Below are 17559 nucleotides of genomic sequence, written 5' to 3'. Positions count from 1 at the left end.
TGCTTACTACCTTAACTTAAGGGTTGCCAGTCCTAGCATGACTAGGAATAACGAAATAATCCAAAAGCGAACAATCACTCTTGGTTCTGGCCAACCTTTTAATTCGTAATGGTGATGAATCGGTGCCATTCTAAAAATACGTTGTCCACGTAATTTGTAAGAACCCACCTGTAAAATCACCGACACTGTTTCCATCACGAAAACACCGCCCATAATCACTAATAACACTTCTTGACGGACTAATACCGCAATAGCACCAAGACCTGCTCCAAGTGCTAATGATCCAACATCACCCATGAATACTTGAGCAGGGTAAGTGTTAAACCATAAAAATCCTAAACCAGCACCGACTATCGCGGTACATACAATTACCAGCTCACCTGCATCTGGCAGATGCGGAATATGTAAATAGCTAGCAAACTGCGCATGTCCTGATAAATAGGCAATAAGAGCAAATGCTGCAGCCACCATAACGGTTGGCATAATTGCTAAGCCATCAAGACCATCAGTTAAATTCACAGCGTTACTTGCACCAACAATGGTGAAGTAAGCCAGCACGATATAAAGTAAGCCCAATTGCGGCATCACATCTTTAAAAAATGGCACGACTAACTGAGTCTCGCCAGGTATTGTCGCTGAACTATATAAGTAAAAAGCAACGGCTAAGGCTGCTATTGATTGTGAAGCATATTTCCAGCGAGCAATAAGCCCTTTAGAATCCTTTTTGACGACTTTGAGGTAATCATCAAGGAAGCCAATACCACCAAACGTGCCTAAAACAAACAACATGACGATGACGTATCGATTCGACAAATCACCCCACAATAATACACTGACAAAAATCCCCGCGAGGATCAGTAAACCACCCATAGTAGGGGTTCCGCGCTTACTGAAATGCGACTCTGGCCCATCATTTCTGACGACTTGACCAATCTGCAGTAGTTGCAATCGCTCAATCAACTTGGGACCAAACCATAAGCTAAAAATTAGCCCCGTCATAAGCCCTAAAATGGCTCTTAAGGTCAGATATGAAAATACATTAAACCCACTGTAAAACTGGGTTAAATACTCAGCTAAATAAGCCAGCATCTAAACAAACTCCCCGCGCCTATTGGCATTTAATAATTCTTCGACCACAGTTTCCATCGCTGCGCTTCGAGAACCTTTAACTAAAATAGTTACATCATCCGGTAACTGATTTATCTTTTTCATTAATGTTTTAACGAGTATATCTGAGTCACTATAGTGCTCAGAACCAAACGCTTTACTAGTTGATTCAGTGAGTTGTCCGCAACAAAACAGGTCATCGATTCCAGCGAGCTTGGCTTGTTCGCCAACCTCAAAATGCAAAAGGGCGCTATTGTCACCTAATTCACCCAAATCTCCCAGTACTAAACACCGAAAACCGCGAGTTTGTTTTAACCAGCTGATCGCGGCATCCACAGAAGTCGGGTTGGCGTTATAACTGTCATCAACGAGTAAGATCCGCCCCATCTTGTGCGGTACCATTCTTCCTTTAACGGGCGTTAACGAACTTAACCCCGTTACAATATCTGCAACAGGGATATTTAAAGCGATACAAATGGCGCTAGCAGCTAATGCATTACTGACTTGATGTAAGCCTGCTAATGGAAGTTGTACTGGATATGAATGACCCGAAACCAATAAAGTAAACTGATAACAACCAGTATCATCAGCAACAATATCAAGCGCTTTAATATCAGCGTCGATAGTTTCAGAAATAGAAAACGTCAGTTGCTTAAAGGCCGATGCTTTTTTTACCATGAAATCAGCAAAATCATCATCAGCATTAATAATGGCAGTACCGTCTTTACTTAGATGATTAAAGATTTCAGACTTTGCCTCAGCAACGCCTTCAATTGAACCAAAACCTTCAAGATGAGCACGGCCGACATTATTCACTAATGCCACCTGAGGCGTCACTAAAGATGAAGTATAATTAATTTCACCCTGATGATTTGCGCCTAACTCAAACACACCATACTCATGGCCTTGCTCAAGTCTTAATAGTGTTAATGGCACACCGATTTCGTTGTTAAAATTGCCAGCAGTAAACAACACTTTATGGTGCTGAGTTAATATTGTCGCAACGATTTCTTTAACCGTCGTTTTGCCATTAGAGCCAGTCAGTGCAACTGATTTAGGATTCACTTGTTGACGAACAAATGCACCAATAGCGCCCATGGCTTTTTGCGTGTTCTCGACAACAAGCTGTGGAATATTGACATCAAGTTGTCGCTCTACCAATAACGCTTTGGCACCATTTTCGATTGCTGTTTCAGCAAAGCTATGGCCATCAAAACGTAAACCTTTTAAGGCAACAAACAAACTGCTTTCCAGCATTTTTCGGCTGTCACTGGTTACATCATTAATGGTGATGTCAGCGCCGATGAGTTGAGCGTTAAGCTCAGCAGCTAAAGTTGATAATTTAATCTCTATCATCAGATGCCTCCTGTTTTGACAAGAGGTTGCTCTGCATCTGGACTGGTTAACATCAGGGCTAATGCACGTTCATCGTAATCGACTCGGCTACCAGCGATTTCTTGGTAAGTTTCGTGCCCTTTACCCGCGAGCAAAACAATATCGCCAGCTTCAGCCAATTGTGACACCGCTTTTATCGCATCAATTCTATCGACCTCAACTAAGGCTTGCTCTGAGTTTGTAAACCCAGCAACCACATCGTTAATAATGCTCATAGGATCTTCACTACGAACATTGTCACTGGTAACCATCACTTTATCTGCATATTGTTCAGCAGCTTGGGCCATTAATGGACGCTTACCTTTATCTCTGTCACCACCACAACCAAATACGCACCATAAGGTGCCTTCGCAATGAATACGCAGTGCTTTTAATGCATGCTCAATCGCATCTGGTGTATGTGCATAGTCAACAACTAATGTTGGGCCATTAACTTGATTAAATCGCTCCATCCGTCCAGCGACAGGCTTAAGCTGAGGCACTAACGTTAGTAGCTCATTCATCAACTCTCGACCAGCGGTTTGGGCGTTTAACGAGCTTTGTAAATACAAGGAACCTAAGGCAGCAACAAGATTAGATAAATTAAAGTCGCCTAGAAGCGGCGAAGATAACTGCCCTTTCAATAATTCTGAGTCAGAGTCATTAATGTCTGCAGGGTAATACAAATCACATGTCACCCCTGCATCATTAAAACGCATATTGTCGGTATAAAAGCGCGCTAAAGGATGTTTTTTAAGACTGAAGCCAAACATATTGGCCGACTTAAGCTCGGTAAACCAACTCTCACCAACAGCATCATCAAGGTTCAGTAAGCCCTTTTTAACACATGCAAAAGTAAACAAGCGCTTTTTAGCCGCGCCGTAAGCATCCATGTCACCATGATAATCAAGGTGGTCACGACTTAAATTGGTAAACACAGCTGTATTAAAAGGCACTGCTTCTACGCGGCCTTGCACTAATCCATGACTAGAGACTTCAATCGCACATGCATTAACATTTTGCTGCTGAAACTCATGTAGCTGTCGCACCAGAGTAATGGCATCTGCAGTTGTATTACCACTATCAATCAAGCTTCCCCAAACACCATTACCAAGCGTGCCCATCACAGCGGCTTTTTGCTGTTTCAACGTCACTAGCTGGGCAATAAGCTGACTCACTGAGGTTTTACCGTTTGTCCCAGTAATCCCAATGATCGCCATATTTGAATTAAGCAAAGGATATAACTGCGCGGCGACTGCCGATAATTGACGACTTAACTGAAAAAATGAAACTAATACTACGCCAGAATCATGATGATTCACTTGGCCATGCTCATCAGGGTTATCGGTATGAATCAACGCACCAAGGGCACCAGCATCAATGGCCTTGTTAATAAATTTTCTACCATCTACTTGATGGCCAGGTAACGCCACAAACAAGCAACCTTGGCTGACTTCACGACTATCTAAAGTCATTGAAGAGACTGACTCACGGCCAGCATAATGAAACCAAGGAGCTAATAAATCACTAAGAAGCATTATTCTGCCCTCCTAGCGATAGCAGCCAATTCAACTTTTTCTTTCTCATTTAATGGCTCTACATTGAGCATCTGTAATGCTCCGGACATAATTTTTGCAAAAGCAGGACCAGCAACATCACCACCGTGGTAGCGATCGCCTTTAGGCTCATTAACTACAATCGAAATCGCTAAACGAGGATTGTGCACTGGTGCCACACCAGCAAATAGCGAGACATAATCATCGCCATATCCACCCGCTATTGATTTACGACTAGTACCGGTTTTACCTGCAATAGGGTAGCCATCAATATGGGCTTTAGTCGCTGTGCCGCCACGTTCTGTCACCCCAACCATCATTTCCATGACATCTTTGGCCGTCTGCTCGGAGATCACTTGCTCGCCACGAGGCGCTTGCTTTAACTTGAGAATCGATACGGGATAAAGCACTCCACCGCTGCCTAATGTGGCATACATTCTTGCTAGCTGAAGTGGTGTCGCTGTCAGACCATAGCCATAAGATAACGTCGCACGTTCAAAGTCTGACCAACGGCGACGATCATGAATAAGGCCCGCGCTTTCACCAGCCAAATTAATACCTGAATAGTTACCTAGCCCCATAGACTGGTAGGTTCCAAGTAACTCTTGAACTGGCATAGATAACGAAACCTTACTGATCCCGACGTTACTGGATTTCACTAAGATTTTGTCTAAGGTCATGTTGCCGTAGTTGATTGTGTCGCGAACTTGTCGTCCACCCACTCGCATCCAGCCTGGAGAAGTATTAATTAAATCATTGCGCTCAACAGTACCCGCCTCTAATGCTGCAGCGACCACGAACGGTTTTACGGTCGAGCCCGGCTCAAAGGTATCCGTCAATGCGCGATTACGCATGCGATAGGATTGTAAGTTTTCACGGGAATTTGGGTTGTAAGATGGTGTGTTAACCATTGCAAGGACTTCGCCTGTATGCACGTCTAATACCACCACAGACCCTGACGTCGCTTGGTTAATTTCTGTTGTGCGCTTTAACTCACGATAGGCAAGTTGCTGAATACGCTGATCGATACTGAGCACTAAATCATTTGAGCTCTCACCTTCTTCAACGATATCTAGACGCTGAACCACTTTACCATCGCGAGACTTACGTACTTTTTGTTTAGAAGGCGTGCCTGTTAGCCAACTGTCATATGCATTTTCAATACCTTCAATACCGACATCATCGATATTGGTTAACCCAACCAACTGTGCAGCGGTTTCACCCGCAGGGTAATAACGGCGAGATTCAGATTTTAAATAAATGCCCGAGATTTTTAACTGCTTGATGTATTCAGCAACAGCTGGCGTCACTTGGCGTTTTAAATAGATAAATCGACGCTTTGGATCGCGCTGCACTTTATTAACGATTTTATCGACAGGCTCATGTAACACATCCGCAAGCGCTTTCCAGCGACGCATGTCTTTAAAGGCATCTTTATCGTGGGAAATTTTAGGATCGGCCCAAACCGCGCGAACTGGTACACTCACTGCCAGCATTTCACCGTTTCGGTCTGTGATTAAGCCACGCTGTACTTGGTTGCTACTGGTTCGTAGCGTACGCATATCACTTTCGTGACGTAATTTGTCCGGTTCAATAATTTGAATATAAGCTGCTCGAGCAATCAAAGCGGTAAATAAAAGCAAAACAAAACCAACCACAACGAATAATCGCCACGGAATTAGCTCTGGATTTAACTTACGCTTAGCTTGTCTGCTCATTATTTAAACTTGAGTTAGTGACTCAACAATCCCTATTCTATCGAGCTCTTTGACTGCAGCCCTGCTATTACAACCTAATCTACGGTAACCGAATAACCACTTCTTCTTTGGGTAATGGCCTCATCATTTTTAAATCTTTAGTGGCAATTCGAGTCACACGACTGTGTTCCGACTTAGATTGCTCTTCCAATAACAAGTTGCGCCATTCAATGTCTAATCGGTCGCGCTCTTGTAATAAATGATCCATCTGCGAAGTTAACTTACGGGTTGCATGACTGGTATAAACCACACCAACTGCATTGATGAGTACGACCATCGACATTAATAAAATCCACTTATGTCGCCAAATATCAGCGAGTACAATACGTGATAATTTTATTGATGATTGCCCCAAGTTAACCCCATTTATCTTTCAATCTATACAACACTAACCCGTTAAATGAATAGCAGATTAGCGTCATCATTTACTGTTAATAATCAAGACGCTGCGCGACACGAAGTACCGAACTACGTGCACGAGGGTTTTGCTCAATCTCAATATCTGAAGGCTTCATTGCCTTACCCATAGATTTAAGCTTTCTTGATTTATTGATTTCAGCTTCAGTGATTGGCAGGCCATGTGGCACACTCTCACCTTGGCTATTCTTACGAATAAAGCGTTTCACCATTCGATCTTCTAACGAATGGAAACTGATCACAGACAAGCGACCTTCAGGCGCCAGTACTTCAACAGCACCTTCTAATGCTTGCTCGATTTGCTCAAGCTCACTGTTGATATAAATTCGAATCGCTTGGAAAACACGAGTAGCAGGATGCTTGTTACGCTCTTTATTTTTAGTAATACGAGCAATTAAATCAGCTAAATCTTTGGTTCTTAGAAAAGGCTTTTCATCACGGTCAGCCGCAATACAACGAGCAATATGGCGCGAGTTTTTCTCTTCACCATAGGTTCTAAATACCCAAGCCATATCTTCAATATCAGCTTTCGCAATCCACTGGGCAGCAGTTTGGCCTTGGCTGTTATCCATACGCATGTCTAATGGCCCATCGCGTAAAAAGCTAAATCCACGCTCAGCATCATCTAATTGCGGTGACGACACACCGAGATCCAGTAACACACCATTGATTTTGCCTTTTAGGCCTAGCTCAGTAACATATTCAGCCAACTGACCAAATCCACCATGAACAATCTGAAAGCGAGGATCGTCAGCAAACTGTTTTGCAGCTTCAATTGCTTGAGGGTCGCGATCGATAGCAATCAAGCGACCATTTTCACCGAGTTGACTCAGCACATGCCTAGAATGACCACCACGTCCAAAAGTGCCATCGATATAGATGCCATCTTCATGGATATTCAAACCGTCAACGGTTTCTTTTAGTAGTACAGATAAATGGGCAAATTCTTGGCTCATCACACTCTTCTTAATTGGTTATTTATAATGAAAAATTAGCTAATCTTTCATGGTTAGCGAGATCTTCAGCTTGGATCAACTCATGGCTTTCATCCATTTGTGTCTGCCAAGCGGCCTCATCCCACAATTCAAACTTGTTCAATAAGCCCACCAGCATGGTTTTCTTTTGTAACCCTGCATACTGTCTTAAAGCTGGAGGAACAAGCGCGCGTCCATTACCATCTAACTCACATTCATGAGCGTGGCCTAATAATCTTCGTTTCATGGAGCGTTCAACTTTGTCGGTGTCAGATAGCTGCATTAACTTTGCTTCTATCAATTCCCATTCGTGGATCGGATAGATCAATAAACAATGCGATTGAATATCTACTGTAATAACAACGATACCTTCGTGCTCAGAACGCAAGGATTCTCGGTATCGCATTGGAATAGCGATCCGCCCTTTTGCATCCATGTTTATCGCACTAGCACCCCGAAACACAGTGATTAATTCCTATTAATTGTTATTAAAAATCCCACAAATATCCACAATTCCCCACAACCCTTAAGTTTAGGGATACAACACAAGTATTGTCAAGGGATGAGAACATTAATTAAATCCAGTTCTGAAGCGGGTTAGCAGCAATTTATTATTAAGGAGTTCGAGGTGGAGAAAAGTGGTTTATAGGCGGGTAAATGAACGAAACCATAGACATAACAGCATTCATATCAGTAATAAATGTGGGGAATTTGATCTAAAATGTGACTTTTTTCATATAAAAATAACAATAAGCATCGATCTAAGCTGAATTATTAATTGATAAATATCCATCCAATGTGGGATAGCTCACTTTCTGAAAATAATATCTGCCAAGTATTTCAGATATCGCTCCTAAATTGAAACGGCTTAACATTTTAAGTAATTTAAAATAAATAGATTAAATATTAATCAACAATTGCCGATAAACTAATAATTGTCGATATACTAATAGTTAGTAGATAACGTGTAGTAGATAACGTGCATTTTGATTGAGGAGGCTAAAATGAGTTTAGACAGTATTTATGCCATTACCGCCAGACCACCACGACAGGTAGATGGAGTAAAAAGAAATGTTAAAAAAGTCAGCGATAGTGATTCTATCTCCGCTGACAGTCATGAAGCGCCTCAATCTCAACTACCACCAGAAAACAAGTTAGCGCAAAAAAGTACTAGCTCAAGTAAAGCTTCTAAGCAGTCTGGTGACGACTCAATCATTAAACACATCGATATCGAGGTTTAATTTGCCAGATATAGAAGTTAAACCTCGAATATCTCAGAGCTTCAGCAATTAGGTATTAAAGCCTAATCACCTTAATACCAACACTTCAAAACGGTTAAATTCAACCGAATACCGACTTGAGCAATTGCAGATTAACCTGAGCTATTATTTTGCAATAGTTTGCTGTACCGCCTTCTGCCAACCTTGATATAAGTCTGTTCTCACAGCGTCATCCATTTGCGCAGAGAATTGTTTATCAGTAATAGCAATGTTCTTAAGTTCATCAGTTGATTGCCAGAACCCAACGGCTAATCCAGCAAGATAAGCAGCGCCCATCGCAGTGGTTTCTGTCACTTGAGGTCGAATAACATCAACATCACTGATATCAGCTTGAAACTGCATTAAGAAGTCATTAGCAACGGCGCCACCATCAACCCTTATTTGTTTAAGCTCAACACCAGAGTCTTGGCTCATCGCTTCCAGTAAGTCTTTACTTTGATAAGCAATGGCTTCTAATGCGGCGCGAATAATATGGCTTCGGTTAACGCCACGGGTTAATCCCACAATGGCCCCTCGGGCATCGGCATCCCAGTAAGGCGCGCCTAAACCGACAAAGGCCGGCACTAAATAAACACCATGGGTGTCTGCCACTTTATTGGCAAAGTACTCAGTATCTTGTGCATCTTGAATTAAGCCCATTTCATCACGCAGCCACTGGATCACTGCGCCGCCCATAAATACCGCGCCTTCTAGAGCATAATTAACCGATAAATCACCACCTATACCTATGGTGGTCAACATGCCATGGGTAGAAGCTACCGCTTTCTCGCCGGTATTCATCAATAAGAAACAGCCAGTACCATAGGTATTTTTGGCCATGCCAGGTTCAAAACACAGTTGACCAAACAGCGCTGACTGCTGATCGCCCGCCATGCCTGCTACGGCAATCTCACCTCCTGCAATACTGGTTGTGCCGTAAACTGCACAAGAGGGCTTAACTTCAGGAAGCATAGCGCGAGGAATATCAAAAGCCTGCAGTAGCTTTTCATCCCATTGCTGCTGATGAATATTAAACAGCATAGTGCGGGATGCATTTGTCGGTTCAGTGACATGCACTTTACCTTGGGTGAGTTTCCACACCAACCAAGTGTCAATGGTGCCAAATAGTAAGTCACCCGCTTCCGCTTTCTCACGGGCACCTTCAACATTATCCAGTAACCACTTAATTTTACTTGCTGAAAAGTAAGGATCTAACACTAAGCCTGTGGCCGATTTTATATAATTCTCTAATCCGTCAGCTTTAAATTGCTGGCAGATAGCTTGGCTGCGGCGGCACTGCCATACAATCGCATTATGGATCGGTTTACCTGTATGTTTATCCCATACAACAGTTGTCTCACGCTGGTTAGTGATACCGATTGCGGCAACATCATCACAACTGATCCCAGCTCTTGCTAACACCTCGATTAACGACGAGCTTTGAGATGACCAAATCTCCATCGGATCATGCTCAACCCAGCCGGCTTGAGGGTATATTTGGGTAAACTCGCGTTGGGATACAGCCACCATATTGGCTTTATGATCAAAAACGATAGCTCTTGAGCTGGTTGTGCCTTGGTCGAGCGCGATAACATATTTCTTCGAATTCATGATTAGCCTATCAATGCAGGTGGTGCTGTAATAAATATCTCTGCACCTTAATTGCTTTATCATAATAAGTTAAGACGGATACTGCTCAATCACAAGCCTGATAGCAGATGTAATGCAAGTTATTGAAATAAGATGTATATAACAAACATAAAAAAGCCCCGCATTTGCGAGGCTTAAATCTAAATCAGCAATTTACGCCAACAAACTACATCTTGTAGCTAAATTGAACACCAACTAACCATACGTCAGCTTCAACATCACCGCTGTAGTTAACCGACGCTAAACCCAATAAGTCTTGAGTTTCGTCAATCGGTGCATCACCCACACCTTTAATATAAGTTACGGCAAAATCAACTGTTAGATTTTGAGTCGCTTGGTAGCCAGCACCCGCACTAAACCATAAACGGTCAGAATCAGGAATAGTCGTCGAACGGTATTCGTCCTGCGCAGCACCTTTATCTAATGCCATACCACCACGTACTAACCACTTGTCATTCAACTGGTAAGTGGTGCCTAATGCAAAGCGCCAGTTATCTTTAAAGTTCTCTTCTTTTACTAAGTCAGACTCAATTGGCAACCCTGTTTCAGGATCGATTGGCTTAATATCACCAGGGAAATAAGCAACTAACTCTTCAAACGTGCTCCACTGAGTCCAATTAACACTTGCGTGCATTGCCCAGTTGTCAGTGAATTGATGATGCGACGCAAGCTCTGCAAATGCAGGCAATTCGATAGGTAAGTAACCTTCGATGTAAACATCTTGGCCGCCATCATAAAGTAAACCAGAAGCATGACCATCAAGCTCTAATTCAACACCACTATGATAAGCAAAACCTAAACGGTGAGTCTCATTGATTTGCCAGCTCGTACCTAACTGCCAACCGAAAGCAATATCATCACCTTCCATGTACTTCAGACTTGCACCAGCTTCAGGAAGCATTGGCGCTAAATCTGGTACCGCTTGTTTTACACCGTCAATCCAACCTGGCATTGATGCGCCGACATGGCCTTCACCATAAACAATACGAAAACCTGCACCTACACTAAATGCTTCATTGATTTTGTAAGCAATATTCGGATTGAACTCAACTGTTGTAATACCAGTTTCATCACCAAAAAGTGCAGCGGGATGAGTCGCGTCAAGCTCGGTTGCTAGACCATAGTTAGAGTTTACGGCTAAACCCCAAGTCCATTGATCATTAAGCTGATTTGAATAATAGAAATTAGGCACAACTGCACTGCCAGCGAAGTCGATAGCATCAGCAGGCATTGAAATAGGATCTGGACCTAACAATGGAGAGCTAATGCTAACATCACCAACAACATCAACATTTGGCATGACATAAATAGCACCACCAGAAAGCTGACGGCCTTCAAGGTAAGTTAACATTGCAGGGTTTCTAGCTTGAGCTGCTGCATTGTCTGCCATGGCAGCTTCACCAGCGAAAGCACGGCCTAAACCAGTCGAAGAATATTCAGCTAACTGAAAACCAGCCGCATTCACTTGAGTCGTTGCCCCGAAAAGCATGGCACTAACTGCCACAGTCAATATTGTTTTTTTCATTATTAGTCCCTGTATATAGCAAATCTTATGTTTGCCTAATCTCTTACATCATTAGAGCAATTGCTCCATTTGAAATCGCGGCAAGTCTACTGATACAGAATAAATTTACAACCAAAAGCCATAAAACAGAGTAAATAACTACAAAAAGACAAATACTAAATATTTTAAGTGACCCAAGTCACACAGCAATTACCCAAACAAACCCATTTTGAATAATTTATTCGCTAAGACTTGTGTCACACATCAACAACAGAAAGATTAAATATATATTTATCATATAGATATAAGGTTTAATATGTTAAACACCAGTACGCTTAAATTGATAGTGATTTAAACTAAGTTTTTACCAAACAGAAACCAATTATAGATATATCATTTAAATTCATAGCCTTATTGCGACATCATTTTCTTATTGCAATAAAAAAGCCTCTACTGAATCCAGTAGAGGCTTTAACTAATATAAACTTGGTACAGGTGTACGCTTAAATCTTATCACTTAAATAATGACGCATTTCCTAATCAAAAAATAGCTTAACTCGGCACTCTGATTAAGCTAATAAATGACACGCCTTTTACTATCTACTATTCGCTATTAAGCTCGCCAAGCAGGAATGCTTGTTTCGTAATCACTAATGGCCGCCGCATATTCAAGCGTTAATCCAATAGCATCTAATCCGTTTAACAGCTTGTGTCTTGCAGATTCTGCAATAGTAAAACTGAACTCGCTACCAGATGGAGATGTCACAGTTAATGACTCTAAATCAACAGTAATATTAGCACCTTCAGTGGCTTCAACTTCTGCCATTAGCTGATTAACTTGATCATGGGTCAGCTTTACAGGCAATAAACCGTTATTGATTGAGTTACCGTAAAAGATATCGGCAAATGTAGGTGCTATCACCACTCGTAAACCAAAATCAGCTAACGCCCATGGCGCATGTTCACGGCTTGAACCACAACCAAAGTTTTCTTGAGCCAATAATACCGAAGCTCCTTTATAGCGTGGTAAGTTTAGCGAGAATGTCGGGTTATCTTGCTCACCTGCTTCATCTAAATAACGCCAGTCATGGAATAAGTGCACTCCAAAGCCATCACGGGTCACTTTTGATAAAAATTGCTTCGGAATAATTTGGTCAGTATCGATATTAGCGCTATCAATCGCCACCGCTAGACCAGTATGTTGTGTAAAAGCTTGCATCTGTTTGTCCTTTGGGTTGACGGTTAGTAAGGCTTACGAATATCAACAAAGTGGCCTGCAATCGCAGCTGCCGCTGCCATCGCTGGGCTCACTAAGTGAGTTCGACTACCACGGCCTTGTCGGCCTTCAAAGTTACGGTTACTGGTCGATGCGCAGCGATCGCCTGCTTCTAAGCGGTCATCATTCATTGCCAAACACATTGAACAACCCGGTAAGCGCCATTCAAAACCCGCCTCTAAAAAGACTTTATCTAAACCTTCTGCTTCTGCCTGCAACTTCACTTGGCCAGAACCAGGAACCACAATGGCAACAACGCCATCTGCGACTTTACGGTTTTTAGCGTGATGGGCTGCAGCACGTAAATCTTCGATACGAGAGTTTGTACACGAGCCAATAAACACTTTATTGATCGGAATATCGACCATTTTAGTGCCTGAAGTCAGGCCAATATATTCAAGTGCTTTTTCCATGCTGCCACGCACAGTCGCGTTAGATTCTGTGGCAGGGTTTGGCACTTCAGCATCAATCGATACCACTTGGCCTGGGTTTGTTCCCCAAGTTAATTGCGGCGCAATATCAGCGGCTTCAAGGATAACTTCGGCATCAAACGTGGCACCCGCATCTGTTTTCAGAGCTGTCCAATCTTTAACTGCTTGGTCCCAATCATCGCCTTTTGGTGAAAATTCGCGGCCCTCAAGGTAATCAAATGTAGTTTGATCTGGCGCAACCATACCTGCTTTTGCGCCCATTTCGATAGCCATGTTACATAAGGTCATACGACCTTCCATTGATAAGGCTTCAATAGCTTCGCCACAAAACTCAACCACGTAACCTGTACCGCCATCCATACCTAAACGACCAATAATCGCCAGTACGATATCTTTTGCGGTAATGCCTTCAGCGACTTGACCACGAACTTCCACTTTCATGGTTTTGGCTTTTAACTGACGTAAGGTTTGGGTAGCTAAAACGTGCTCAACTTCAGAAGTACCAATACCAAATGCTAATGCACCAAATGCACCATGTGTCGCGGTATGTGAGTCACCACAAACAATCACTGTACCCGGTAGGGTAATACCAAGCTCAGGGCCCATTACATGGACAATACCTTGGTTTGGATGATGAATGTCATAAAGCTTGACGCCAAACTCTTTACAGTTTTGCGCTAAGGTTTCCACTTGAATACGTGCCATTGGGCTCATTGCATCAAGGCTTGCGCTCAAGGTAGAGATGTTATGATCCATGGTCGCGAAGGTTTTTTGCGGCGCACGCAACTTTCTACCTGCGGTTTTTAAACCACTGAATGCTTGTGGCGATGTCACTTCATGAACAAGGTGACGGTCGACATAAATAATCGGCGCCTCCGCTTCTGGTGATGCTAATACATGCGCATCCCATACTTTTTCATATAGAGTTTGAGCAGCACTTACTTGAGAAGCCATTAGACACCTTCCTTAACAGCGTTAGCGATAAAGTCACCCATTTGGCTGGTTGATTTGGCATTATGACGTTCATCAGCACCCAATAGTTCACCGGTTAAATAACCTTGTGAAAGTGCTTTTGTCACTGCGCGTTCAATAGCACTTGCCGCATCTTCAAGTTTTAAACTATGACGCAGTAATAACGCCGCTGATAAAATTTGTGCTACTGGATTAGCAATACCTTGCCCTGCAATATCTGGGGCACTACCACCAGCAGGCTCATACATACCAAAGCCAGAACTATTTAAACTGGCTGACGACAATAAGCCCATAGAACCAGTCAACATGGCAATTTCATCAGAAATAATGTCACCAAATAAGTTTGAACATAGCATGACATCAAATTCATTTGGGCGACGTAACAGCTGCATAGTCGCGTTATCAATATAGATATGCTCAAGCTCGACATCAGGGAAATCTTTAGCAACACCTTCAACCACTTCACGCCACAATACTGAACAGGCTAAAACGTTAGCTTTATCAACTGACGTGACTTTCTTGCTGCGGCCTTCGGCTGCTTCAAATGCAATGCGAGCAATACGTTCGATTTCACGTCGGCTATAACGCATAGTATCGAACGCTTCTTCGTCAGGCCCTTCACCTTGGCGACCTTTTGGCTTACCAAAGTAAATGCCACCCGTTAATTCGCGGACACATAACACGTCAAAACCACGAGACGAAATATCACTGCGCAGCGGCGACATGTGTTCAAGCCCAGTATGTAACTTGGCAGGACGTAAATTACAGAATAAATCGAAGTGACCACGAAGTGGCAATAATGCCCCACGCTCAGGTTGATCGTTAGGCGCTAAATGTTCCCATTTAGGACCTCCAACACTACCGAATAGCACGGCATCTGAAGCTTCACAGCCTTTTAAAGTTGAATCTGGCAGTGGGCAACCATGGTTATCAATGGCAATACCACCGACATCGTACTCAGCATATTCAATGTCTAGTTCGAATCTGGCTTCTACTTCTTTAAGCACTTTACGTGCCTCAGCCATGACTTCAGGACCAATACCATCACCTGCTAATACTGCTACTTGATAACTCATACTCCACCTAACTCCCTATCTTTATGAATCTGTTGTTTAAAATCAGCGACCTTATCGGCGCGGTAGGTCAAGTTCATCACATGCACTAAAGCTTGTGCTGATGACTCAACCACATCTGTCGCTAAGCCGACCCCGTGGAATGTCTGCTTATTGTATTCAGCAGTAATATCCACCTGACCGAGTGCATTTTGGCCTTCGCCTTTAGCACCTAATTTGTAATTAGTAATATTAATGGTGCGATTTGTTGCACGTGCAATGGCGTTATACGCCGCATCGACTGGGCCATTACCTGTGGCTGCTTCGGTAATTTCTTTACCATCGACCACAATACGCACGGTTGCTGTTGCCACACCTTCAGTTGAATCTGAATGCACCATTAAGTGCTGCAGCGAATAGTTATCATCATCTTGAGTTTGCGCTTCCATGAACACTAACGCTTCAAGATCGTAATCAAACACTTGGCCTTTCTTATCTGCCAAGTTCAAGAATTGTTCGTACAAAGTATCCATATCGTAATCGGTTTCTTTGTAGCCCATTTCTTCCATACGGTGTTTAATCACATGGCGGCCTGAACGAGAAGTCATATTCAAGTTGTTACGGTTCAAACCTATGCTTTCTGGTGTCATGATTTCATAAGTATTCTTGGCTTTTAGCATGCCATCTTGGTGAATACCTGATGAATGAGAAAATGCATTAGTTCCCACCACAGCTTTGTTAGCTTGAATAGGCATGTTACATAGCTGACTCACAAGCGATGAAGTACGGTGAATTTCTTTGGCATTGATATTACTTTCAAGGCCCAATAAATTCTTACGTGTCGCAAGGATCATCGCGATTTCTTCTAATGAACAATTACCCGCACGCTCACCAATACCATTCACGGTACACTCAATTTGACGAGCACCATGCTCAACCGCAGTAATCGAATTCGCCACAGACAAACCTAGGTCATCGTGACAATGTACCGAGATCACCGCTTGGTCGATATTAGGTACGCGATTAAATAAGGTTTGAATAATACCGCCAAATTCACTCGGCACAGTGTAACCCACAGTATCAGGGATATTAATGGTACGTGCGCCCGCTTTAATGGCTTCTTCTACCATGCGGCACAAGTTATCAATGGGAGTACGACCGGCATCTTCACAAGAAAACTCAACATCATCAGTAAAACGGCGCGCATATTTAACCGCGCTTACGGCCATTTCTAATACATCGTCAAACGAGCGCTTTAACTTGCTCTCAACGTGAATGGTCGAAGTGGAAATAAAGGTATGAATTCGGAACTGATCAGCAACAGCCATGGCTTGAGCGGCAGCGTCAATGTCTTTTTCAAGTGCACGAGATAAGGCACAAACACGGCTATTTTTAATCGTTTTAGCAATGGTTTGTACCGACTGGAAATCACCAGGCGATGACACAGGGAAACCCACTTCCATAACATCAACACCCAAGCGTTCAAGCGCCAGTGCGATTTGAAGCTTTTCTTTCACAGTTAAACTTGCTGCTAACGCCTGTTCGCCGTCTCTCAATGTGGTATCAAATATTATGACTCTATTGGACATCAGTTTTCTCCATCGAACCTATAGTTCACGTAAAAGTTTGCTCGCCTAGCTAACGATTTCATCCTGTGACTTGGTAATACTTAAATCCAATTCGTTAGCTGTAAATGTTCGTTTAAATTGTCAGTTTTTAAAATCAATCGGTGTTAGAAACAAAAAACCCCGCGGCTGTTAGCGCGGGGTTTGTGAATGCCAGTAAACTTATTTAGCAAGTAACACAAAGGACTCCGCGCAAATATTGCGTAAGAGAAGAAGGAGACCTAGGAGAATGTTACCACTATAAATATTCATTAAAGTTAACTAATTATTCTTAAATTAAAATTTTCTATACCCACTTTTTAACGTGACCAGCCTGCTGTGTCAACCCCAATTTATTCATCTTTTAGCCATTAGCAAACATAATGTTGTAGGTTTGCCCACCACAAATTGAGTTAAACCAATTCATTTGAGCTATGTATCGTGCCGTAAAGCTTGATATACACTGATTTAAGCATTTATTTTCACTCAATTTTACCGTGGTTGAAAATAGTCACATCAATGGATAAAACTTGCATAAAAAAATTGAAAGCGACTAAACAAAAATTGTTATATCAAATATGAAACTAGCTTAATGCGATTGCAGTATCTGCAAGCATAGATAGGAA

Annotated in this window: 14 protein-coding genes; 1 reads left to right on the top strand and 13 read right to left on the bottom strand. The window is 42.6% G+C overall.

What is annotated here, in order from left to right:
• Positions 1 to 6: 6 nt before the first annotated feature.
• From mraY to mraZ, 7 genes are all read right to left on the bottom strand, one after another.
• A complete protein-coding gene (gene mraY, locus L2735_RS05615; protein WP_248983769.1) occupies positions 7 to 1089 on the bottom strand; it encodes a phospho-N-acetylmuramoyl-pentapeptide-transferase in 1083 nt (360 codons plus the stop codon).
• On the bottom strand, positions 1090 to 2463 hold the full coding sequence (locus tag L2735_RS05610) for a UDP-N-acetylmuramoyl-tripeptide--D-alanyl-D-alanine ligase (RefSeq protein WP_248983768.1): 1374 nt from the start codon (positions 2461 to 2463) through the stop codon (positions 1090 to 1092).
• Positions 2463 to 4022, bottom strand: a complete 1560-nt coding sequence (gene murE / locus L2735_RS05605) for a UDP-N-acetylmuramoyl-L-alanyl-D-glutamate--2,6-diaminopimelate ligase (protein WP_248983784.1) — start codon at positions 4020 to 4022, stop codon at positions 2463 to 2465. The genes L2735_RS05610 and murE overlap by 1 nt, the downstream gene beginning before the upstream one ends.
• A complete protein-coding gene (locus tag L2735_RS05600) occupies positions 4019 to 5755 on the bottom strand; it encodes a peptidoglycan D,D-transpeptidase FtsI family protein (protein WP_248983767.1) in 1737 nt (578 codons plus the stop codon). Before L2735_RS05600 ends, murE begins: the two co-directional genes overlap by 4 nt.
• 79 nt (positions 5756 to 5834) lie before the next feature.
• Positions 5835 to 6149, bottom strand: a complete 315-nt coding sequence (ftsL, locus tag L2735_RS05595; RefSeq protein ID WP_248983766.1) for a cell division protein FtsL — start codon at positions 6147 to 6149, stop codon at positions 5835 to 5837.
• A 76-nt stretch (positions 6150 to 6225) separates the two neighbouring features.
• The gene (gene rsmH, locus L2735_RS05590; protein ID WP_248983765.1) at positions 6226 to 7167 is read right to left on the bottom strand and encodes a 16S rRNA (cytosine(1402)-N(4))-methyltransferase RsmH; all 942 of its coding nucleotides are present in this window, start codon (positions 7165 to 7167) and stop codon (positions 6226 to 6228) included.
• Positions 7168 to 7189: 22 nt separating this feature from the next.
• On the bottom strand, positions 7190 to 7648 hold the full coding sequence (gene mraZ, locus L2735_RS05585; RefSeq protein ID WP_248983764.1) for a division/cell wall cluster transcriptional repressor MraZ: 459 nt from the start codon (positions 7646 to 7648) through the stop codon (positions 7190 to 7192).
• Between the two features lie 541 nt (positions 7649 to 8189).
• Here mraZ and L2735_RS05580 point away from each other — a divergent pair.
• Positions 8190 to 8426 carry a hypothetical protein gene (locus L2735_RS05580; protein ID WP_248983763.1) on the top strand — a complete coding sequence of 79 codons (237 nt, stop codon included), beginning with the start codon at positions 8190 to 8192 and terminating at the stop codon, positions 8424 to 8426.
• Between the two features lie 144 nt (positions 8427 to 8570).
• Here the strand turns inward: L2735_RS05580 and glpK are convergent, their stop codons facing one another.
• The 6 genes from glpK to leuA all read right to left on the bottom strand — a co-directional run bounded on the left by glpK (position 8571) and on the right by leuA (position 16918).
• Positions 8571 to 10055, bottom strand: coding sequence for a glycerol kinase GlpK (gene glpK, locus L2735_RS05575; protein ID WP_248983762.1), 1485 nt, complete (start codon positions 10053 to 10055; stop codon positions 8571 to 8573).
• A 205-nt stretch (positions 10056 to 10260) separates the two neighbouring features.
• Positions 10261 to 11619: an outer membrane protein transport protein gene (locus L2735_RS05570; RefSeq protein WP_248983761.1), complete on the bottom strand. Its 1359-nt coding sequence runs from the start codon at positions 11617 to 11619 to the stop codon at positions 10261 to 10263.
• Between the two features lie 592 nt (positions 11620 to 12211).
• The gene (gene leuD / locus L2735_RS05565; protein WP_248983760.1) at positions 12212 to 12817 is read right to left on the bottom strand and encodes a 3-isopropylmalate dehydratase small subunit; all 606 of its coding nucleotides are present in this window, start codon (positions 12815 to 12817) and stop codon (positions 12212 to 12214) included.
• 23 nt (positions 12818 to 12840) lie between these two features.
• The gene (leuC, locus tag L2735_RS05560; protein WP_248983759.1) at positions 12841 to 14259 is read right to left on the bottom strand and encodes a 3-isopropylmalate dehydratase large subunit; all 1419 of its coding nucleotides are present in this window, start codon (positions 14257 to 14259) and stop codon (positions 12841 to 12843) included.
• Positions 14259 to 15353, bottom strand: coding sequence for a 3-isopropylmalate dehydrogenase (gene leuB / locus L2735_RS05555; protein ID WP_248983758.1), 1095 nt, complete (start codon positions 15351 to 15353; stop codon positions 14259 to 14261). The genes leuC and leuB overlap by 1 nt, the downstream gene beginning before the upstream one ends.
• On the bottom strand, positions 15350 to 16918 hold the full coding sequence (gene leuA / locus L2735_RS05550) for a 2-isopropylmalate synthase (RefSeq protein ID WP_248983757.1): 1569 nt from the start codon (positions 16916 to 16918) through the stop codon (positions 15350 to 15352). Before leuA ends, leuB begins: the two co-directional genes overlap by 4 nt.
• Between the last annotated feature and the right edge of the window lie 641 nt (positions 16919 to 17559).

The sequence above is a fragment of the Shewanella olleyana genome (assembly GCF_023283825.1).
GTDB classification, from domain to species: Bacteria; Pseudomonadota; Gammaproteobacteria; order Enterobacterales; family Shewanellaceae; genus Shewanella; species Shewanella olleyana.
The sequence above is the reverse complement of the archived record's forward strand: the minus strand, read 5'-3'. Positions and strand labels throughout refer to the sequence as shown.

Excerpts from the sequence above, each read along its gene's own strand:
- mraY (WP_248983769.1), bottom strand. The coding sequence starts at position 1,089 with ATGCTGGCTTATTTAGCTGAGTATTTAACCCAGTTTTACAGTGGGTTT.
- L2735_RS05610 (WP_248983768.1), bottom strand. The coding sequence starts at position 2,463 with ATGATAGAGATTAAATTATCAACTTTAGCTGCTGAGCTTAACGCTCAA.
- L2735_RS05600 (WP_248983767.1), bottom strand. The coding sequence starts at position 5,755 with ATGAGCAGACAAGCTAAGCGTAAGTTAAATCCAGAGCTAATTCCGTGG.
- rsmH (WP_248983765.1), bottom strand. The coding sequence starts at position 7,167 with ATGAGCCAAGAATTTGCCCATTTATCTGTACTACTAAAAGAAACCGTT.
- L2735_RS05580 (WP_248983763.1), top strand. The coding sequence starts at position 8,190 with ATGAGTTTAGACAGTATTTATGCCATTACCGCCAGACCACCACGACAG.
- glpK (WP_248983762.1), bottom strand. The coding sequence starts at position 10,055 with ATGAATTCGAAGAAATATGTTATCGCGCTCGACCAAGGCACAACCAGC.
- L2735_RS05570 (WP_248983761.1), bottom strand. The coding sequence starts at position 11,619 with ATGAAAAAAACAATATTGACTGTGGCAGTTAGTGCCATGCTTTTCGGG.
- leuD (WP_248983760.1), bottom strand. The coding sequence starts at position 12,817 with ATGCAAGCTTTTACACAACATACTGGTCTAGCGGTGGCGATTGATAGC.
- leuC (WP_248983759.1), bottom strand. The coding sequence starts at position 14,259 with ATGGCTTCTCAAGTAAGTGCTGCTCAAACTCTATATGAAAAAGTATGG.
- leuB (WP_248983758.1), bottom strand. The coding sequence starts at position 15,353 with ATGAGTTATCAAGTAGCAGTATTAGCAGGTGATGGTATTGGTCCTGAA.
- leuA (WP_248983757.1), bottom strand. The coding sequence starts at position 16,918 with ATGTCCAATAGAGTCATAATATTTGATACCACATTGAGAGACGGCGAA.